This window comes from Aporhodopirellula sallentina SM41, from assembly GCF_000346505.1.
Lineage (GTDB): Bacteria > Planctomycetota > Planctomycetia > Pirellulales > Pirellulaceae > Rhodopirellula > Rhodopirellula sallentina.
Map to the genome: position 1 here is coordinate 17,686 of NZ_ANOH01000088.1, position 20,520 is coordinate 38,205.

Below are 20,520 nucleotides of genomic sequence, written 5' to 3' on the forward strand. Positions count from 1 at the left end.
CACCACCACGCGACTCCATCGGCCGAAGCGTGTGCTACCGTGCTTGGTTTCGCTCAGGGTGCATAGGGATTGTTGGGATCGATATGGCGTTCGAATGTGCCGCCGCTGACCTCGAGAGAAGAATGCGGATGATTCGCTGGTAAAAGGTAGGCGATCAAGAACGTGAAGCCGGCGCCCAACGCAGCCCCAAGGATTGCGAAAACATAAACGCCAATCCCCATCGGCGCATTTTCTCCGTAACGAATCACATGCACGATGGCAGCTACTATTCCTCCAGCAAACTCACCGACGATCCACGACACAACCAGCAGAACTTGCATCCAAAACGGCTTGCGTCCCTTGCCGCGGAGCAGTTTACCAATCGTTTTGCACAAGCCGATGACAAGAAAGATTTCAAGCATGAGACGGACTCCGGAATACGCGACGTTGAGAATGGGAACAACGTTGAGACTGGGAACAGTTGTCACCATATCAGAACCCCACGCTCAATGCGGGCAAAGAACCGCAGGAGGCCTACAGTTGGTGAACGCGTGAGAACAGAATGACAGGTGAATCACGGATGGGGCGACGGAATCCCGTTCGACGCTGATTCTCGGAGGAAGCTACCCAACCGCTTGCGGACGGCCTCAACCGGGGTTCAAAGCTCGGCGGCACGGACGATGCATCTAGGCATTCTCACGCATGAATGCGGACCAGGGCCGTTGTCGATTGCTGCTAAAGCGGTCTTTCCTTGGAAATCGAGCGAGACTAGGATGCTACATGACTTTGTGATTTCTTCGCTGCGACTTTGTCCATGATCCGTCTCGTTTCACTACTGCTGATTCCTCTGTTCGTGCTGGGGCATGCCTTGCCTCATTCGCACGCAGGAACTGGCGTGGTTGAACCAGATGGACATTCGATTCGTGCCCACATTCACTTGGCCGGTGGGCATCACCACGGTCATGATCACGCCAACGACGATCACGATCACGCGGACAGCATTCACGCGGACAATGATCACGCGGACAATGATCATGATCACAGCGTTCATGATCACTGCAACGGTGAATCGTCCGACAGTTCCGAATCCAAAACGCAGGCACCTGCTTCGGTTTCCGTCCCGATGGACCACGATTCCGATGCGATCTACTTGGCGGATGTCGATGGAGCTGTGAGTCGAACGGTTGCGACACCGAGATTTGATTCGGTGGCTCAGTCCTGGGAACCACTTGTTTGGTGGATTTCGCTAGATAAATGTGTTCGCGGTCGGTATGCCGATCCGCCCGACCGCTACGCCGGGCTAACGATCTATCTTCTCACCGCCTCGCTACGGCTATAGCCGAGGCTGCTCACCGCATGTGCATGGCGTTGAGCCGTGCCGTTCTTTGGTGAATTCTTTCGATCCCCGTGATACACGCTAAGTCCTTTCGTGGACTGATGCGCTCGTATTCATCGTCTGTCGTGAGCAACGGCTCTACGTGAAAAGAATGAGTTTGAAATGAAACGCACTCTACCAATCCTGAAATCGCTCATCGGTCCAGCGATCGTGATCGGCGTTGTCGTCGCGTTGTGGCTCTTTCGCGATCGCTTGGTCAGCTCGAGCGAATTGAGCGTGGCAGAGGCAACTGCGAGCGAGACCGGCAAATCAACCGAGAAGCAAACCGTCTTGGAGATCAGCCCTCAAGCGCGAAAGAACTTGGGGCTCGTTTCCAAGCCCGCGAAGCCGCAAGAGTATTGGCGATCCGTTTTGATTCCTGGAGAGATTGCGGATCGACCGGGCATTTCTGATCGGGGCGTGACGTCTCCGGCTGTGGGAGTGGTGACGGCAATTCATGCCTATCCGGGCGACACGATTCGACCGGGCGAGCGGCTCTTCACGCTACGGTTGTTCAGCGAATACCTGCAAGCCACCCAGACGCAGTTGTTCAAGGCACGACAGGGAAACGGGGATCATACAGGCGAGGATTGACAGGTTGTCTGGTTTGGCGGCGTCGGGGGCCGTTTCCCGAAGCGAGCTGATTGATTTGAAGAGCGAAATCAAACGGCAAAACACGCTCATTCAATCCGCTCGGCAGGAGTTGCTCACCCGCGGTTTGCTTCCGGACCAAGTCGCACAGATCGAGGAAGGCACTTTCATTTCAACGGTCGATATCGTCGCCCCGCCTGCGATCGCGACACCGATCGCGACGGGCATCACAAAGTCGAATTCGGTGCAACAAGCGAGCTTGCTCACCGAGGTCCAATCGACCGATGGATTTACATACGAAGTGCAGGAGCTTTCCGTCGAAATGGGCCAGCAAGTTCAAGCGGGGCAACTGCTTGCCAAACTATCCAACCATCAATCGCTTTACGTCATCGGCCATGCATTTAAACGCGAGGCATCGTTTTTGGAGCAAGCTGCTCAGGAGCGGCGACTGATCCGCATCGAGTTTGCTGAAGACGACGATGGCCGTTGGCCTGAGTTGCAGCAGCGTTTCGAGATTCGACATCTATCGAACTCGATCGACAGGGAAAGTCGCACGTTCGATTTCTTCCTACCACTGACCAATCAATCCCGGGTCTACGAAAAACAAGGCAAGTCGTTTCTTGTGTGGCGGTTTCGTCCGGGCCAACGAGCGCGGCTGCATGTGCCAGTTGAAAAATACGAGAACGTGTTTGTGGTTCCTGCGGCGGCGGTCGTGCGCGAGGGACCGGAAGCGTATGTGTTCCGCCAGAACGGCGATTTGTTCAAACAGTTCCCCGTCCACGTTTTGCATGAGGATCGCCAATCGATCGTGATTGCCAACGACGGCAGCATTCGAGCCGGCAGTTATCTCGCCCAAAGCGCAGCCGCTTCGCTGAACCGCGTGCTCAAGGCACAGACTGCAAGCGGCGAGCAGCCCGGTCTACACGTCCACCCCGACGGAACCGTGCATGCTGCGCATTGATTGAAGAATGTCGATTGTCGATTGAAGATTTGGTAGAGCGAGAGCAGGGAACGAGAGATGAATGATTTGGAATTGAAGACTCGGACGAAGCAGTTTGCTTTACGAGTGATGAAGCTTGTTGGAGCTTTGCCGCAGAATGCTGTCGGACGCCCGATTGGTAGTCAGTTGATTCGCAGTGCGACGTCCGTCGGTGCAAATTATCGAGCAGCCTGTCGTGGCCGATCAAAAGCTGAGTTTGTCTCAAAGCTAAGCATCGTGATCGAAGAAGCAGACGAGAGTTGCTATTGGCTCGAACTGATCATCGAAGGCAGCCTTCTGCCAAAAGAAAAAGTCGAGGCCTTACTCGATGAAGCAAACCAAATCACAGCAATCATGGTCGCATCCAGGAAAACAGCCAAGAGGGAATGAAGATTTACGATTGCCGATTGAAGATTGCCTGAACAAACCTCCAACCTCCAACCTCCAACCTCCAACCTCCAACCTCCAACCTCCAATCTCCAATCTCCAACCTCCAATCTCCAATCTCCAATCTCCAATCTCCAATCTCCAATCTCCAATCTCCAATCTCCAATCTCCAATCTCCAATCTCCAATCGACATTCTTCAATCGACAATCTTCAATGTTAGATTCAATCATTCGCCTTTCCCTTCGTTACCGGATGCTGGTTGTTTTCGCCAGCCTCGCGGTGCTTGTGTACGGTTCGTACCTCGCTACCGAGATGTCGATTGACGTTTTTCCTGATCTCGATCGGCCCCGCGTTGTCATCATCACTGAAGCTCCGGGATTGGCGACCGAGGAAGTGGAGACGTTGGTAACACAGCCCATCGAAATTGCATTGATGGGGGCCAACGGAGTCCAAGCCGTTCGCAGCCAATCGACCGCCGGCTTGAACGTCATCTACATCGAATTCGATTGGACGACGGAGATTCGTGCTGCACGGCAAACGGTGCAGGAACGACTGACCACTTTGGAAGGCATCTTGCCGGACGGCATTCGGCCTCAGATGACGCCGCCATCGTCGATCATGGGGCAGATCGTCGTCGCCGGAATCTATCGCCAGGACGGACCACGTGGTGGAAGACTCGCGCAAGTCGGCACCACCACGATGATGGCCGAACTGGTTGTCGGAGATGACGGACGTGTTGATGTTCAGGTTTGGCGGCCTGGTGACCGGCATGATTTTTCGACTTGGCAACGTATTGAAACTCAGCGAGTTGAGTGGCGTTTGAGTGAGCCGACGGCGCTAGCCGCGGGTTCCGTCGCGAAGATGCCCGAGGCTAGCGCCTACGGCTCACGAAGTCAGAAGATGCCCGAGGCTAGCGCCTACGGCTCACGAAGTCAGGAAACGCCCGAGGCTAGCGCCAACGGCTCACAAAATCAGTTGACCGGAACGGCGACCATTCGCGTCGGCGACCAAGAGTACGCGGCAAATTTTTATAGTGACCAGAAACGGCAACTGGAACTTCGCACGATCGCCGACTGGGTGATTCGACCTCGTTTGTTGAAGACGACCGGTGTCGCCGAGGTCTTCATGCAGGGCGGCGACCGCAAGCAGTATCAAATTCTGATCGACCCGACCGCTCTGTTGGAATACGACGTCACGGTTCAGGATGTCGAACGGGCATTGCGGGCGAGCAACATCAATACGAGCGGTGGCTTCGCGGTCACTGGTGAAACCGAACGACCGATTCGCGTTCTTGGACGATTGGGGCCGCAGTCTCGAGTTGTGATCGAAGACCTGAAAAAGATTCCGGTCGGCTATCACCCGAAACGGGCCGTGCTGCTTGAACAGGTCGCCCGAGTAACCGAAGGTCCGCAACTGAAACGGGGTGACGGCAGTGTCGATGGCCATCCCGGAATTGTGTTCACCACAGTCAAACAGCCGCACATCGACACACGAAAGCTAACCGACGATGTGGCCGAAGCTTTCGCGGAAGTCGAAGCGTCGTTGCCGGCCGATATTATCATCAACTCCGAACTCTTCCGGCTGAAGAACTTCATTGATCGAGGGATTTTCAACGTCGCCGAAGCGTTGGTGATCGGTGCGGTACTCGTCATCATCGTGCTGTTTCTGTTCTTGCTGAACTTTCGCACGACGTTCATCACGCTGACCGCGATTCCGCTTTCGCTAGTCCTGACCACGCTCGTCTTCCGAGTGATCGGGATGCTCAGCGGTAGCGAACTTTCGATCAATGTCATGACGCTCGGAGGAATCGCGGTCGCGATGGGCGAACTGGTCGATGATGCGATCGTGGACGTCGAAAACATTTACAGAAGATTGAAGATTGCCAATTGTCGATTGAAGATTGATCAAGAAGATTCAGCAATCGTCAATCGACAATCATCAATCTCCATTGTCTTCCACGCAAGCAAGGAGATTCGCAGCTCGATCGTGTTCGGCACCGCCGTCGTGATTCTCTCCTTCTTGCCGCTGTTCGCCTTGTCGGGCGTCGAAGGTCGTTTGTTCACGCCGTTGGGCGTTGCCTACATCGTTTCGATTTTGGCCTCGTTTGTCGTTTCGATGACCGTCACACCGGTGCTTTCGTATTACTTGTTACCGCAATCCCGTGCAACTCACCGTGAAGGCGACGGTTTTCTCTTGCACGGGCTGAAGAACTTGGCAACGCCGCTGATTCGTTTAAGCATGGCCCTGCCGCGCACGCTGTTGATATTGACTTGGATTGCCGTTGGCATGGCTGCGTTGCAAATGTCACAGCTCGGACGAAACTTCTTGCCGCCCTTCGACGAAGGCAGTATCCAAGTCAACGTAACGCTTCCGCCCGGGTCGTCGCTCGACGCGTCCAATCAAGTTTCTGGATCGATCGACGCGGTGTTTCAGTCCATGCAGAAGACGGACGAGAATCCTGACGGTGAGATACTTCACTTTGTGCGCCGGACGGGACGGGCAGAGATGGATGAACACGCTTCGCCCGTCAACTTCGGTGAATACATCCTCAGCATGAACCCGGAATCGGAAACGCCGCGTGATGAGATCCTTGCGGACGTACGTGAACGGATCAGCGACGAAGTTCCCGGCGTTGACATTGAAGTCGAACAGCCACTTGCTCACTTGATCAGCCACATGGTCTCCGGGGTTTACGCTCAGATCGCGATCAAGATTCACGGCGATGATCTCGACACATTGCAGCGAGTTGCCGAGCAAATCAAAACGACGATTCAAGATGTCCCCGGCATCACGCCGCCGATCGTCGAACCGATCCGGGAAACGTCCGAGTTGCACATCAAATTGCGAGCCGATGACCTGGCGTTCTTCGGATTGACTCGACAGTACGTTGCCGACGTTCTGCAGACCGCACTGCAAGGTGAGGTTGTCTCGCAAGTCCTCGAAGGCCAGCGGCGTTTCGATTTGATGGTGCGATTGGAAGAGGAATACCGAACCGATTACGCAAACCTCGGACGGCTTCGCATCGACTTGCCGCATCACGAAGGCGAATCGGAACGAGGCCAGATCGAACTTCGCGAGGTCGCGGACGTTGGCGAAGGCACCGGCCCGAACTCGGTCAATCGCGAGAACGCTCGGCGACGAATCGTGATCCGTTGCAATACCGAAGGCCGCGATTTGGCTGGAGCAGTCGGTGAAATCAAACAGCTTATCGGCGATCAGGTGCAGATGCCGCTTGGTTACTTCATCGAATACGGCGGCCAATTTGAGAGTCAACAACGGGCCACGCAGCTCATTATTGTTTTGGCGGGCGTTTCGGTTATCGGAATGTTCGTCGTGCTGCTGCTTTTGTTTCCGTCGGTGCGAGTCGTTCTGCAAATCCTGAACGCATTGCCCACCGCGTTCATCGGCGGTGTGCTGGCATTGGTCATTACCCAACAAACGTTGACCGTCGCGAGCTTGGTTGGATTCATCTCGCTCGGCGGAATCGCGGTTCGCAACGGTATTCTTCTCGTCACACACTACTTTCACTTGATGAAAGAAGAAGGCGAGGAGTTTTCGCAAGAGATGATCATGCGTGGCAGTCTCGAGCGACTCGCACCGGTGCTTATGACAGCACTGACCGCCGGCATCGGCCTGATTCCATTGGTGTTAGGCGGCCAAGAACCCGGTCGCGAAATTCTCTATCCCGTCGCCACGGTCATCCTTGGCGGACTGACCACATCGACGTTTTGCGAGTTTCTGATTCACCCGGGATTGTTTTGGAAGTTCAGCGGCAAAGCTTTGTCGATCGAGGATTTGCGATCGAAGAATGAAGATTTCTGACACGAACAATTTGATTGGATTTACAGTTTCCGCGATTCTTGAGTTTGGTTTTCCAGTCGCCAAACACTTATCAAGAACCGCTATTTCAAAAGGTATCACGATGAACGTAATGAAGTACGCACTGCTGTCGATGAGTCTGATGATTCATGTTGGCTGTAGTCAGAAAACGCCCGTCAACGAGCGGCCAGCCCAAATCGACAATCTTCAATCGTCAGTCGACAATTCACACGACCACAGCGTCGCAGGTCACGCACACGGTGCCGGACCGCACGACGGCACGATCGTCGACTGGGGCGGTGGCAAGTATCACGTGGAGTTCACCGTGGATCACGACAAGCAGGAAGGCACTGCCTATATCCTTGGCCCTGATGAAAAGACACCAACGCCGATCACCGCCGAAGAGATACAATTGGCGATCACCGACCCGGCGATGGAAGTCACTTTGAAAGCGGCTCCGCAAGAAGGTGACCCTGAAGGTTCGGCGTCGCGCTACATCGGCAATCACGAGAAACTCGGAGTCGTCCAAGAGTACGCCGGCACGATCACCGGCCTCATCGACGACACACCCTACTCAGGCGACTTCGCCGAAGTCGCCCACGACCACTAGGAGAAGGTCGATTGGAGATTGCCGATTGAAGATTAATTTCTTTGACTCTTCATTCTTCAATCGACAATCTTCAATGCCATTGTCAACGCTGCTGAGGTATCGGGCCGCGCGCCACGTGTGGTTGCTTTCCTGCTGACACTGCCTCTCATCCGCATTCTCGCGTTCATCGTGGCGTGGCGAAAAGCAAAAGTTGGGAGCAATTCCTGCAGTGCATTCTTGTTCCACACCGTGCCCACCCAGGACGCGCCGGGATGTAAATGAACACGGTATCTCAAAGATTCCGCATTCTATCTTAAGATCCGTCCTTAAATTCGGTTTGCGATTCGGTTGCGTCCAAAATCTTGTTCGCAGATTTCAAAGTATATCTCGCACAGACTATTGATCATTAGCGAATGTTTCCGGTCCCGCGGCACGCGGGACATGAAACTTTTCCAAGTTTACAACGTGTACAGTCTTTCTTGAATGTTTTGGGGCCAGTGATCGGGCTGCCATTGACCGAGTAACCAAGGACGACAACTTGGCGAACGCTGATTTTTCCGTTGATGCAATTTGGGCATGTAACGTATGTTCTGCCTCCACACCACAGACAACAATCATCAGCGAGCAACGCATACTTTGCTACCGATCGGTCGCCATCTGATGATCCGCCTCGGGAAGATTCTGTTGGAGGGGCAGGTCGGGCCGTGGCGTAGCAATGCACCATCAAACTGCTTCGCATTTGCGGTGGTTCGGTTCGTTCATTATGAAGGACGGGTGAAACACGCAAGGGAGGCAAGAGGGGCGATGGCGAGAAATGTTGTGACGCCGTTTAGGTCGGCAAAGAACGCTGGTTAGGCGAAATTGACGGGCTAGTGTCGACGGCAGCGGGGATGTGATACAACTCTTGGGCTTCAAAATTCACCCGGAGGATTTCCAATGTCCGAGTCTTTGGTGGTAGCAACAGACGCGTCTGAAAGCGTTGACGCTTTGAACGATGTGATCATTCGTACGCTGGCGACGTTCGATGAGCCGGCAACGCTAGTAACGCTTCGCAAAAAACTGCCCGTCCCCTATCAGTGCGAAGAAGAGATCCTGCGACAAACGTTGGAGGAGTTAACGCGGCGAAATTTGGTCCATCGGTTTTCTCCCTATCGCGGCAAAGCCGATCGCTATTGGGGACGCTCCCCAAAAGAATATGCGGAGTGGCTGTTAACGACCCAAACGGTTGGACGATTCGCAACGAAGAATGAGCTGGTCAAGCAGTTCAAGGCTCGTCTGAAGGAACTGAGCAACAAGGAGATTGGCGATCTCGTGCAACAACTCGCTCGTTCTGGCAAGCTGCATTCGGGACGGTTTCTGGGAAGTCGTTCGATGCGATACTCCGCAACTCCCGTCGATGCCCAGGCGTTGTTGGACAACGCGATTGATCAGATCGCTCGGCGGTTTTCCACTTCGCCCGCTGATGTGCGATCGCTGCTCGTTGAAGACGATCAGCCGCAACTCGAAGAAACATCAGCGTCACCTGAATCGGCGTCACATGAATCACTGATCATGGACGCGATCTCAGAGATGCGACCAGGCGGTGGAGGCGGAACGATCGTTCCGATTGCGGAGCTGCGTCGGTATCTGAATTTCAAAATCGATCGAGACATGTTTGACGAAACATTGCGTACCCTGGAACGCTCCGGACGCATCGATTTCACGGTACATCCCGATCCGATGTCGCTCGGTGATGACGATCGACAGGATCGCTTACTTGGCGAAGGCGGAACAGTTTATGACATGTTAGTCGTTCGGAGGTGACTGAGATGACGACAAGTGCGAGTACAGCGGTGGATCCTTCGTTGCCTAACCCGTTTTTGGGCGGCATCGTTCCCGACGCGTGGCGAGGTGCGACTGCGGACGTGCCGGAGATTCACGGTGACGTGTACGCGAAATGTTTCGCAGCGGTCCAAACCGTGCGGACGCGGCAGCAGAGTTCCTCGGTGTTGATTCACGGTGAACAGGGGAGCGGCAAAACGCACCTGTTGGCGCGGTTGCAACGGCAGCTGACCGATACCGAAAACTACCCCGATCTGGATGACGATTGGCAGATTTTCGTGTATCTGCGGATGCGAACGTCCTCAGGTCGGATCTGGCGTAAGATCCGAACGGAACTGGTGACGGATCTGATGAGGCCGATGCCCGATGGTCTCACGCAGCTCGATCATGTGCTCGCGAAACGACTGGCTGCTCACTTCGATGGTCATGCGGATTTGGCACTGTGGTGGGACCATCACCGCAACGAACGCATGGAAGAACTGATCGATGCGTGGCACGAGATCGCCATGCAGTTGAGCTTGCGGGATGATTTCACACAGGTGCTCGAGTGCTTCATTCGCGGCAATCATCGTCGCCACGTCCGCGCGTACTTGAGCGGTGGATTGGTCAGCGAAGCAGGGTTCCGGCATTTGTTTGGCAACGTTGATGCGAGCCACTACGCACCCGATAACGAGGACGATGCGTTTAGCGCGGTAAAAACACTGTGCCATGTCGCCGGGCCACAGATTCCGATCGTGTTTTGTTTTGACCAGATCGAAGCGATCGAGGTCGAAGATTCGAATCGCAAACCGGTCTGGTATCTTGCTCGCGCGGTCGCGGACCTGACCGACGAGGCAGCCGTGGCTGCGATTTCATGTGTGTTGGCGAACTTTGCCGACGATGAGATTCGATCGCAGGATCGGGCACGGCTCGTTTCGGGAGGTCAAACGGCGCTGCAGCGACTCGACCGGAATCAAATGCAGCAAGTGATCCGATCACGTGTCACCGCCATGCAGGCCACGGCGGATGCGGCGGGCGAGAACATGCATTGGCCGTTTGCGGAGGACGAACGCATGTTCGCCTCCCGTTCGACGCCTCGCGAGTTGCTGCATGCCGCCGCAACGCGCTTTGACGAGCTGCAAGGAACCGTTGCGGCGCCGCCGACGACTGAGAAGACGCCGGCACTAACAAAACTTTTTGAAGACCGCGTCGACGAAGCGATTCGATCGCAGAAGCCAGAAGACACCGATGACCTCATCGCATCAACGTTGCCCAACCTGTTGTCCATTCTCGAGCCAGGCTGGACGACCGATTACCCCACGGGCCCGCACAATAACAAACGTGACATCGAGTTGGTCTTGGTCGGACCTGATGAAGAGGCTCGGGTCGGAGTGGCGTTGTGCAATCAGCCCAGCATGACCAGCTTGGCAGCACAGCTCAAGCGTTTGATCGAAAACCGCGAAGCATTCAAACTGCACAAGTTAGTTCTGATCCGGGACGGTCGCTTGCCGATTTCACCCGGGGCAGCTGCAACTCGCAAGCGGATCGATCAGTTGACCAAAGATGAAGGCGTGTTAGTACGACCGACTCGCGAGGTGATGGCCGTGCTCGATGCGGTCCGTTCACTGATTGCCGATGCGACCTGCGGTGACCTGACGCTCGACGGCCAGGCAGTCGGCATCTCGACGGTGCGTCAATGGTTGGCCAATCATTTGGATGCGGTGACTCGCGAATGGGTCGATCAGTTTTGTCGTCCGTCGCGTCCCGGGTGGCACGACGAGGCAACGGCCGACGATTCCGATATCGACGCGGTGCTCGAGTATCTCGCGGACTGTCCTGTCGTGTCGATGGACGCGATGTCCCAAGCCACGGGTATCGCGGAATCACGCATCGTCGAACTCGGCAGAGTCGCCAGTGATCGATTGGGGATCGTCAGCGGCGAGCCCACGGTAATCTTTCGAGTCGCGAGTTCGAGTTCATCCGAAGAGGAAGTCCAATTGATGCAAGGGAGTGGAACACGATGAACAATTCCAATACGCCTGCTGTCGAAATCTCCGTCAGTGACGTCCGGCAGCAGATCTATTGCGCGAGTCCGAACAACGGTCCCGGCAAGGCTTCACAAACCGATCTGGGCACGACGTTCCATCGTTTGATCGCTTCGTTGTTGCATAGCAGCGAGCGAGAGTTATCGGCAATCTTCAGCGGGGCATCGATCGACGACTGGGTTGCCGAGATGCAGGATTTGGCATTTCGCAAAGAGCTTGGCCCTTTCTTAGAAGGGCACGCCGCAGCGTTGCACGGCCGTGGTGCCGCCGTCTTGAATCTATGGACCGCGGTGGGCGAGGCCACGCGATGGCTGGCCGAACTGTTTTGGGAGCATCGTCAATGGCAACTGCGTGAGGGGCGTCACTTCAACCCACGAGAGTTCGCCGATTGGTTTCAAAACGAGGTGCCGCTGCGTCTTGAATTGACCGACACGAACTGGACCTGTCCTGTTGTGCTGACCGGGATCGCGGATTCGCTGCTCACCCTGCCTCAGGGACGTCGCTGCGTGATCGAGTACAAGCTGGGCAAGACGTCCCCCGAGGCAGATCTTTGCCAAGCCGCGCTGTACCACAGGATGCTCGGTGAAGGTGAAACGAACTCGTTGGCTGTCGTTAGCTTCCTACCGGAAAAATCGGAACAGTTAGTTGATGGAGCGAAACTTGGCGAGGCGCAGTCCGAACTGAAGGCGCTGATTGGAAAACTGGCGGGCGTGATCAAGACGCCAGCCTCCCGTCCGGCGGAACCACAAAAGGCTGCCGCCCAGAAGCCCGCCACACCGCCGGTCTCGAAGGAGATTGGCGAACTCGGCAGGCTCTTGAAGTCAGCGTTATTCGAAGCGGGATGTGATGCCACGTTCAGCGTGACCCCCATTTTGGGACCAACATTTGTCCGTTTTACGGTTACGCCGTCGCGAGGAATTGCTCCCAAAAAATTCCTGCGTTGTGCCGATCTGCTGCAGGTGCGATTGCAGTTGGAGCGACCGCCCGTGATTCAGATCGGCTCTGCGATCACGATCGATTTGCAACGGCCCGATCGTCAAATTGTCCCATGGAGTTCGGTCGAGCTTCCGAAGTCCGATCCGCTGCATGGCTGTGCCAAAGTCCTCGTGGGCGTAGGCATCGACGGCAAACTGCGAACGGCCGATCTGGCGGACACGGCCAGCTATCATTTGTTGGTCGCCGGGACGTCCGGCAGTGGCAAGAGCGAATGGCTGCGTACCGCGGTTGCCGGTTTGATTGCCTCGAACACGACTGAGCAGTTGCAGGTCGTCGCTATCGATCCGAAGCGTGTTGCATTTCATGACTTGCGTGATTCTCCCTATCTGCGTCGTCCGGTGGTCTTCCCCGGTGACGAGGACGCTGACATTCTTGAAGTGTTTGATGAGTTGATCGACGAGATGGAACGTCGCTACGTGATGCTTCAGGGGTGTTCGTCGCTGTCGGAATTGATTGACCGACGTGGCGAACCGATTCCACGCATCGTGTGTGTGTGCGACGAGTACGCGGATTTGATGCTAGGGTCGGCAAGCCAGCGTTCCGCGATTGAAACACAGATCACGCGATTGGGAGCCAAGGCGCGAGCCAGCGGCATTCACCTGATCTTGGCGACGCAGCAACCGAGCCGAAAAACGATTACCGGCGCGATCCAAACAAACCTTCCGGGCCGGGTCGGTTTAACGATGACCTCGGCAACCGAGAGCCGGATGTTGTTCGGCGAGCCCGGCGCGGAGAACCTGCTAATGAAAGGCGACCTGCTCTACAAAGACATTGGCGATCCCAAGCGATATCAAGCCGTTTATCTATCCGACCAAGAACGCCGCGCGATCTACGCCGGTTCAGTCGTTGCCGAAACGGTGTGAACACGTTCGAGCCCGAGGCGTCATACCGATCCGCGGCTTCGCGGCCCTAACTCTTCGAACGCCATCAAGACCGGCGTCCGACTTCCAGCAGCATGTTCATTGCAGGAAACGACAGCATCGAGTGAGCCGAAGTGCGTAAACACTCGGTTTGTTAAGCTGGTTCGGCCCCGATCATCAACCGGCGATTCCACCCGAGGCCATTCGGCTCACGATGCTCGGGCTTTCCAAAGCAGAGGGTAATCACCTTCCGTCGGCCGAAAACAAAGTGGCCGATACCGTTGTGTTTGGTATCGGACACATTTTCCTCACGCACACTTTCCTCATTATCCCGCGAGAGCCTCATCCATCATCAGGGCATCCTTGTTGCAACCGAAAACCTGACCTGACCCCGGCGAGAGCCTGATCCTCGTTTGCAGGAAGTTGCCGCGACCAGGGTTCACTCGATCGTCATCGAGACCGGCGTCCATTTGACCAGCAACGTGAGCTAACTCGCCTCTGATCACAAGTTCGATATCGTCCTCCTCGATTCACACGGGCATCCTACTTCTCGTGTCTGGCAAACCAGAATGGCAATATCTTGGTGGCTGCCACCATCTGGTCTTCATTCCTTTGGGGGTCGAGCTCGTTAGAATTTTGTCATGAAACGTGCCTACTATTCTGATTCCATCGCAAACTTCCTCACTGAGAATCACAACACGATTCTGGGGCATCTGGTTAGCAGCAGCGAGTTCTCGGTCGAGAGCACTCAACGCGATGCTTGGATGTGTCAAATCAAGCTTTTGAAAAAGTTACTCATTGGAGTAGGTGGCACGATCTACTTTGAGTATTCGATTCCACGAATGGGAAAGCGAGTTGATGTATTGCTATTAATCGGCAATGCCATCTTCGTCGTCGAGTTCAAGGTTGGCGATACTCAGCACTGGTCTGGTGCACTGAACCAAGTCACCGACTACGCACTCGACTTGAAGAACTTCCACGATGCCAGCCACGATCGTTTTGTCGTACCAATTCTGATCGCAACCGAAGCCGAAGCGTCGCCAGTACGAATTGAATCAACGCCACGTCGAGACGGTTTGTTAGCAACCATTCGGTCCAATGGAAACAACCTCGGAACGATCATTTGCGAAGTTCAAGACTTCGTTGAAGCAGCGGCGGCGGGTGATCGCTCTCAGATTGAGTCGTCGAGTTGGGAAAGCGGAAAATACCTTCCAACGCCAACGATCATTGAAGCCGCAATGGCTTTGTACAACGGGCATTCGGTCGCTGAGATTTCACGAAGCGATGCGAGCGGCGCCGAATTGCATCGCACCACGGACACGATTTCGACTGTCATTGAGAACGCCAGAGCGGGACGGCACAAGGCAATTTGCTTTGTGACAGGGGTACCAGGTGCAGGTAAAACACTCATCGGGTTGAACATCGCGACGCGTCATTTGGATGACCAAAGCAACACCTACAGTGTTTTCCTGTCAGGCAATGGCCCGCTCGTCCAGATTCTTCAGGAAGCACTTGCTCGCGATAAGGTGGCGAGGGAGAAGGCTGCGGGGCGGCGAGTCACCAAATCAGCGGCACGCAGTGAAGTGAAGACATTCATTCAAAATGTCCATCACTATCGTGATGAGTATTTGAAGGACAGCCGGGCACCGGCGGATCACGTTGCTTTGTTCGATGAAGCCCAGCGAGCTTGGGATTTGCAGCAGACATCCAAGTTCATGCGGCAGAAGAAGAACCAGCCAAATTTCAATCAATCGGAACCTGAATTCTTGATTTCGTGTATCGACCGTCACGAAGACTGGGGAGTCATCGTCTGTCTTGTAGGTGGCGGGCAGGAAATCAACACCGGGGAGGCGGGGATCGCAGAATGGGTCGAAGCACTGAATCGCTCATTCCCGGACTGGCACATCCACATTTCCGACCGTTTAACCGACAGCGAATACGGTGCGGGCGAGGTGCTGTCGAGCATCGAATCTCGAGAGAACGTGCACTACGATTCAGGCCTGCACCTGTCCGTGTCCATGCGATCATTTCGTGCCGAGAACGTGTCGAGGCTGGTCAAAGAGATTCTGGATTTGGACGCGGAGAGCGCCTCACTGACTCTGCGGTCAATTCGCGAGAACTACCCAATCGTTTTGACGCGGGACCTTGCCAAAGCGAAGGCCTGGATGCGTCAGCAAGCTCGCGGAAGCGAACGCTACGGAATTGTGGTGTCATCACAAGCGAACCGTCTCAAGCCGTTGGCGATCGACGTTCGATTACAGCCCAACCCGATTCATTGGTTTCTCGCGGGACGCGAGGATGTCCGATCTTCCTATTACCTGGAGGACGTCGCCACGGAATTTGACATCCAAGGCCTCGAACTCGACTGGGCCTGCGTCACTTGGGATGCGGACTTTCGCCATGCTGACGATGGTTGGGTCTACCGCTCATTCCGAGGCAATAAGTGGCAGAAGATAAACAAGGCTGAACGCCAAGCCTACCTCAAGAACGCCTACCGCGTCCTCTTGACGCGAGCGCGCCAGGGAATGGTCGTTGTTGTTCCGACAGGTGATGCCCAAGACCCGACCCGGGATCCTGCGTTTTACGACTCCACCTACGTCTACCTGAAGTCGATTGGAATTTGCGAGATTTGATTACATTGCGATCGTTAGCGGCTAATTCAGCGCCGAACAGGTCGGTCGTCTACCGATCGCTGTAGACCGGCGGAAGAAGTGAGCAAACTACCAGCAACCGCCCAAGATCCGTGATGTCCTATTTGCGAAGCGTAACTTTGCCATCGCGTTTCGGACAGTTCTGAATTTCAAATGCAACGTGACTTGCATTCGTTCAGGACGGGGCACCATGGGCTCACGTGAAGTAAATGAAGAATTCAACGATTTGCGTCTCTTGCGTGCAGGGGAGTACGGAGTTTGTCGCAGTGGGTGCGATGGCCAGATCCTTTCCTGTACCATTACAGGCATTGCATAAAACACGCCCGGGGCCGAGAGTGGAATGGAAAAAGAAATCCAAGAATTTTTAGATTATTGTGCCGGAATGAAAGAGGTTGCATTTCAAAAGGAAATCGTCTGGCCGTTTCTCGATGCGTTAGGTGCGACATCAATACAGCATACGCACGGGAACAATGAACGTGGCAAGGACTTTCTTTATATATACCCTTCCGGTTATAGCACCGAGGAATTGCATGCTTGCGTCGTCAAGAACGGAGGATTCAACTCCAGGGCTGGAGACTCGAACTCAGTTCAGACGGCATTGCTCCAGATTGAGACTGCCCGCAGAACTACGGCACTAAATCCCGTTACCATGGAGAACGAGGTCCCTCGACGGGTCCTATTCATCGGAACCCATGCATTTCCTGATAAGCATTCAGGCAATCTTGCGGAGCAAATTCGAGAAGTCGAGCGATACTGTCGTTTTTGGTGGTCCGAGGATTTTGCGATTGCGTTCCGAGAAAAGTGCGAATCACTTTTTCACAATGTCGTTCGACCAGGCCATATGATCTCGGATTCACTTTGCAAAGACGTGACACTGCATCGCGAAGCACATGTCCTGAAGTTGCCACTAGGCCCCTCGTTTCGGGTCTACGTCAACATGTGCATGTCGTCAAACCTTGAGACACTCCGCACTTTTGTTGAAAGAAAGAAAAAGCCGCGTGCAGTGTATGCAGAGCACGTTAGCAAGAGGCTAGTCAATTACACCGCTGCATTACGAGAAGCACTTCAGCCAAAAATTGAATTGCCCGACGTATTTGAGGTTGGAGAGCAACCGAATGAACGAGTCAAAGAAAGTGCAATCGAACTCGGAAAAGTCTCGGTTCAACATGTCGCGTTGGACGAATTATATGATTTTGTTGTCGATGTGCAAACTGGAGATGCAGCAAATGCGAGTATCGACCAAGTGTTTGCGGCTCAGACCATTCTTGGCCAGATTCTTGAGCAACTCGGTGACCATCAGCACTCCACAGAGGCCGGGTCACGCCACTTGGGTTTGATAGGTGATCGAGTAGACGCAGTAGACGCGATCGTGTCCGCACACGATGATCTTCTTCTTTTAGGCGATCCCGGCGGTGGCAAGACTTTCACCGCTAAGGAAGTTTTCATCCGTTCCGTCGAGGCGAATATCTCATGTGTGTATTTTCCGTGTTCCCGCATTCGATCAGAGAATGACGATCTTCTTGAATCAATCGTGAACTACGTATCTTCTATTACAGGCGCCTCCCAAGAAGAGGCGTCCGACTACGTTTCAGAATGCGAGCTGTTAATCGTTGACGGAATAGACGAAGCTAGGAGTTTGGAGAACGGTCTCCTAGACCAAATTGAACAACTGTCGCATTCGCATCCTGCGAGTCTTGCAGTCGATCCGGATAAGATCAAAGAACTCGATTTGGCTCCCGATTCAACCCGGGCAAAGATTGAGTTGCGGCATGCCGGCAAGATTCCCGTTATTTCTCTCTCTGACAAATTGTTTTGGGACGAAGCATCGGTTGTCTCGCAGCTTCTATTTGATGACGAATCGAGCCGCGATAATGCATTTCACGAGCTCCAGAAATCTAGACGCGTGATTGCGACTTGCAGGGCGACCGTTCCCATTGATTTGGGGCCTGCGTTTCGCTCACTGAACCTACTCCCGTTCACTGAGAATGAGCTTCGAGAGTTTGTTGAACGCCATTGCGAGGCGAAGAACCATGACGCGAATTCGTTGCTTGAGTTCTTTCGAAAGAATGACTACATACACCAGGTTTGCCGGAGTCCGATGACCGCGTCAATCATGGTTGGAATCTACTTGAGAGGAGAAGAACTGCCTTCTTCAAGATCGGAGCTATATGAGACGAGAGTCCAGCTTTTGCTGAGTGAGTGGGACCTCGCCCGTGAGGTCGAACGGCCAGTTGACGGTCGAAAGAGTTCAAAGCTCTCTTTACTTGGCTACCTCGCTTACGTCATGCAACACGAAGGAATGGTTGAGGTAGATAAATACACGGCGATACGTACTTGTGAGCAAAAGCTTGGCTCAAAGATCCAAGGCGTTTCGATTTCAACTCTGATTGACGAACTCGTTGTGCATCATTGCCTGCTGGTTCGTCATGCAGGTAACTTGTTGAGCTTTGGTCACTTATCGCACCAAGAGTTTTTCTGCGCTCGTTACATGGTGTTTTCGCAGAAACTAAACGAGCTTGTTGCAAAATTCGGTAATCGCTGGTGGCGGAACGTTTGTTTCTTCTTCGTTGGCATTAGCGAATCCGCAGATGTTTTGCTCGAAGCAGTTCATCGAGAGAGTGGTTTCATTGGGCAGGAACAGTTTGTTCACGAATTGGGAGAAGAAGGGAAGTTCGCAAGTGACTTTATGAGGTTTGCGGATGAAGCTTCATTGATTGACGATGATATTGATGATGACCTAGATGAGTACTCATAAAGCAGCGGTCTTATCGCAGCCGGACTTCTGGGAAACCGGATGGTGCCACCCACCAATCGCCCGCTTCGCGGGGGGAGCGAAAAACGCCAGTTCTTCGTCTCGGTTGAGTCAATCGGACTTTGTATGCGGCACTGCCCGTGTGATGACTGGCGGACGATCCTGGTGTTGACTCGATTCGGCGGACTTTGTTGTTCGTCGGAATTAGTGTCCCTGCGATGAAGCGACGTCGACTTGGAAGCTGGCAAAATGACGGGCAACGCCTCCAAGACCGAGCACCATGCGATCGGCGGAGTTCGGGGTGCCAGTCTTTCCGGGCGCTACGGTCCTCTCTCCAGGCCGCGTGGCATCGTATGCCGGACGGTCCCAAGTCGCCGTTGGTCATCACCGCTATCGGCGACCGGAACAAAACCTGCGGCAAACATTGCTGAAAATTTTGAAAGCTGCGGGTGTGGCACCCTGGCCGCGACTCTTTCAAAACATGCGGAGGTCCCATGAGACGGAACCGATGGCTCGCTATCCGGCCAAGGGCGTGTCGCGGCGGCTGGGCAACAGTGTGCCGGGTTTCAATGCGGCACTCCGCGATGGCAATCAATTTTTCGTTTGTGGCGGCGGCGGATCCATGGGATCGACGGTGACCCGCAAGCTCGTCTGGCCCCAGACAACCGTCTGGCGGTTCCACTGGTGGTTCCATTTTGGGTGTATCTGGTGCTATTGAAGCTGAGGACCAAAACGCAGAAAGCCCTGTTTTCGCTTGGAAAACGGGGCTTTCGATAGTTCAAGATAGTGTGGGGAACTACTATCTGATGGGCGATGAGGGACTCGAACCCCCGACATCTTCGGTGTAAACGAAGCGCTCTAGCCAACTGAGCTAATCGCCCTGGGGAAGAGCTCTCAGCGGTTAGCTGATAGCTCTTAGCTTTGGGTGTTCCTGCGATCGTGAATGCTGGAAGCTTCCAGCTAATCGCTCAAGGCTGTATTGGTCTAACGGGCCAGCAATTGGGTGCGTTTGTTGCGGCGTTCGGCTCGCAAGCGGGCGCGACGGTTGGTTTCACTCGGCTTCTCGTAGAACTCGCGGCGACGCATTTCTTTCTTGATACCGCTTCGTTCCACTAGTTTTCGGAATCGTCGTACTGCCTCTTGAATCGTTTCCCGATCTCGCACCAATAACTTTACCATATCCGCTTCGTAAACCCTTCGTTTTGAATTCGTTGCATTTGAAAATCTCCTCCGTTTGAGGACTGATGATCGGGGGTGACTGCGTTTCGGGCGTGTTGTTAACGCACCTCGGGCCAGAACCCCCTCGTGGGATGAGGGATGATAGCGTTCGAAGTGGAATGTCGACAACCGAGGAATCGTTCGAAAATCGGATAATTTTCGATTCTGGTCTTGAATTCTCGGCGCTGCGGGGCCATCGGCCGTGTTCACAGTCGATGCGAACGCGGGGAAGTGGTGTGCAGACGCCTGGTCGGACACGCGGGCGTCGGTGCATCGGGCAGTCTATCCGGCGGTGCATCGTATCCGGCAATCTATCCGTCAGTGCATCAATGTATTGATCGGTGCTTCGATCGTTTTATCGCCTAGCGGAGTTGGTCCCAGCGGATGGTTTCGCGGCGGACACCGTCGCTGCCGTAGAAGACGGTGCTGCGGGATTTCAGGTCGGCGATCGCGGTCAGTTTGACGCTCCGTGGGCCGT

At 54.4% G+C, this 20,520-nt stretch carries 14 protein-coding genes and 1 tRNA gene; 12 read left to right on the forward strand and 3 right to left on the reverse strand.

The window, feature by feature from the left end:
* Nucleotides 1–53: 53 nt before the first annotated feature.
* Nucleotides 54–401 (reverse strand): hypothetical protein, encoded by a 348-nt coding sequence (locus tag RSSM_RS04740; RefSeq protein ID WP_008675127.1) that lies wholly within the window; start codon nt 399–401, stop codon nt 54–56.
* 392 nt (nt 402–793) lie between these two features.
* Between RSSM_RS04740 and RSSM_RS04745 the strand changes: the two genes are divergently transcribed.
* The 12 genes from RSSM_RS04745 to RSSM_RS33050 all read left to right on the forward strand — a co-directional run bounded on the left by RSSM_RS04745 (nt 794) and on the right by RSSM_RS33050 (nt 19,542).
* On the forward strand, nt 794–1,318 hold the full coding sequence (locus tag RSSM_RS04745; RefSeq protein WP_008675129.1) for a hypothetical protein: 525 nt from the start codon (nt 794–796) through the stop codon (nt 1,316–1,318).
* Nucleotides 1,319–1,477: 159 nt separating this feature from the next.
* Nucleotides 1,478–1,948: an MchE protein gene (locus tag RSSM_RS34520; RefSeq protein ID WP_008675132.1), complete on the forward strand. Its 471-nt coding sequence runs from the start codon at nt 1,478–1,480 to the stop codon at nt 1,946–1,948.
* Between the two features lie 55 nt (nt 1,949–2,003).
* On the forward strand, nt 2,004–2,906 hold the full coding sequence (locus RSSM_RS34525) for a hypothetical protein (RefSeq protein ID WP_236620943.1): 903 nt from the start codon (nt 2,004–2,006) through the stop codon (nt 2,904–2,906).
* Between the two features lie 57 nt (nt 2,907–2,963).
* Entirely contained in the window at nt 2,964–3,314 is a 351-nt protein-coding gene (locus RSSM_RS04755; protein ID WP_008675137.1) for a four helix bundle protein, read from the forward strand.
* A 211-nt stretch (nt 3,315–3,525) separates the two neighbouring features.
* Entirely contained in the window at nt 3,526–7,134 is a 3,609-nt protein-coding gene (locus RSSM_RS04760) for an efflux RND transporter permease subunit (protein ID WP_044301146.1), read from the forward strand.
* 109 nt (nt 7,135–7,243) lie between these two features.
* The gene (locus RSSM_RS04765; protein ID WP_236620944.1) at nt 7,244–7,741 is read left to right on the forward strand and encodes a hypothetical protein; all 498 of its coding nucleotides are present in this window, start codon (nt 7,244–7,246) and stop codon (nt 7,739–7,741) included.
* Nucleotides 7,742–8,656: 915 nt separating this feature from the next.
* Nucleotides 8,657–9,523: a hypothetical protein gene (locus tag RSSM_RS04775; protein WP_008675146.1), complete on the forward strand. Its 867-nt coding sequence runs from the start codon at nt 8,657–8,659 to the stop codon at nt 9,521–9,523.
* 5 nt (nt 9,524–9,528) lie between these two features.
* On the forward strand, nt 9,529–11,544 hold the full coding sequence (locus tag RSSM_RS04780) for an ATP-binding protein (protein WP_044301149.1): 2,016 nt from the start codon (nt 9,529–9,531) through the stop codon (nt 11,542–11,544).
* On the forward strand, nt 11,541–13,424 hold the full coding sequence (locus RSSM_RS04785; protein WP_008675151.1) for an FtsK/SpoIIIE domain-containing protein: 1,884 nt from the start codon (nt 11,541–11,543) through the stop codon (nt 13,422–13,424). Before RSSM_RS04780 ends, RSSM_RS04785 begins: the two co-directional genes overlap by 4 nt.
* Nucleotides 13,425–14,062: 638 nt before the next feature.
* Nucleotides 14,063–16,054 carry a DUF2075 domain-containing protein gene (locus RSSM_RS04795; protein WP_008675153.1) on the forward strand — a complete coding sequence of 664 codons (1,992 nt, stop codon included), beginning with the start codon at nt 14,063–14,065 and terminating at the stop codon, nt 16,052–16,054.
* 358 nt (nt 16,055–16,412) lie between these two features.
* On the forward strand, nt 16,413–18,827 hold the full coding sequence (locus RSSM_RS04800) for an NACHT domain-containing protein (protein ID WP_008675156.1): 2,415 nt from the start codon (nt 16,413–16,415) through the stop codon (nt 18,825–18,827).
* Nucleotides 18,828–19,332: 505 nt separating this feature from the next.
* The gene (locus RSSM_RS33050) at nt 19,333–19,542 is read left to right on the forward strand and encodes a hypothetical protein (RefSeq protein ID WP_144059576.1); all 210 of its coding nucleotides are present in this window, start codon (nt 19,333–19,335) and stop codon (nt 19,540–19,542) included.
* 89 nt (nt 19,543–19,631) lie between these two features.
* Here the strand turns inward: RSSM_RS33050 and RSSM_RS04810 are convergent.
* Nucleotides 19,632–19,705 (reverse strand) — tRNA-Val (locus RSSM_RS04810).
* Between the two features lie 103 nt (nt 19,706–19,808).
* Nucleotides 19,809–20,003 carry a 30S ribosomal protein S21 gene (gene rpsU / locus RSSM_RS04815; RefSeq protein ID WP_044256699.1) on the reverse strand — a complete coding sequence of 65 codons (195 nt, stop codon included), beginning with the start codon at nt 20,001–20,003 and terminating at the stop codon, nt 19,809–19,811.
* Nucleotides 20,004–20,520 lie beyond the last annotated feature (517 nt).

Coding starts and splice junctions, on each gene's coding strand:
- RSSM_RS04740 (WP_008675127.1), bottom strand. CDS start 401: ATGCTTGAAATCTTTCTTGTCATCGGCTTGTGCAAAACGATTGGTAAA.
- RSSM_RS04745 (WP_008675129.1), top strand. CDS start 794: ATGATCCGTCTCGTTTCACTACTGCTGATTCCTCTGTTCGTGCTGGGG.
- RSSM_RS34520 (WP_008675132.1), top strand. CDS start 1,478: ATGAAACGCACTCTACCAATCCTGAAATCGCTCATCGGTCCAGCGATC.
- RSSM_RS04755 (WP_008675137.1), top strand. CDS start 2,964: ATGAATGATTTGGAATTGAAGACTCGGACGAAGCAGTTTGCTTTACGA.
- RSSM_RS04760 (WP_044301146.1), top strand. CDS start 3,526: ATGTTAGATTCAATCATTCGCCTTTCCCTTCGTTACCGGATGCTGGTT.
- RSSM_RS04765 (WP_236620944.1), top strand. CDS start 7,244: ATGAAGTACGCACTGCTGTCGATGAGTCTGATGATTCATGTTGGCTGT.
- RSSM_RS04775 (WP_008675146.1), top strand. CDS start 8,657: ATGTCCGAGTCTTTGGTGGTAGCAACAGACGCGTCTGAAAGCGTTGAC.
- RSSM_RS04780 (WP_044301149.1), top strand. CDS start 9,529: ATGACGACAAGTGCGAGTACAGCGGTGGATCCTTCGTTGCCTAACCCG.
- RSSM_RS04785 (WP_008675151.1), top strand. CDS start 11,541: ATGAACAATTCCAATACGCCTGCTGTCGAAATCTCCGTCAGTGACGTC.
- RSSM_RS04795 (WP_008675153.1), top strand. CDS start 14,063: ATGAAACGTGCCTACTATTCTGATTCCATCGCAAACTTCCTCACTGAG.
- RSSM_RS04800 (WP_008675156.1), top strand. CDS start 16,413: ATGGAAAAAGAAATCCAAGAATTTTTAGATTATTGTGCCGGAATGAAA.
- RSSM_RS33050 (WP_144059576.1), top strand. CDS start 19,333: ATGGCTCGCTATCCGGCCAAGGGCGTGTCGCGGCGGCTGGGCAACAGT.
- rpsU (WP_044256699.1), bottom strand. CDS start 20,003: ATGGTAAAGTTATTGGTGCGAGATCGGGAAACGATTCAAGAGGCAGTA.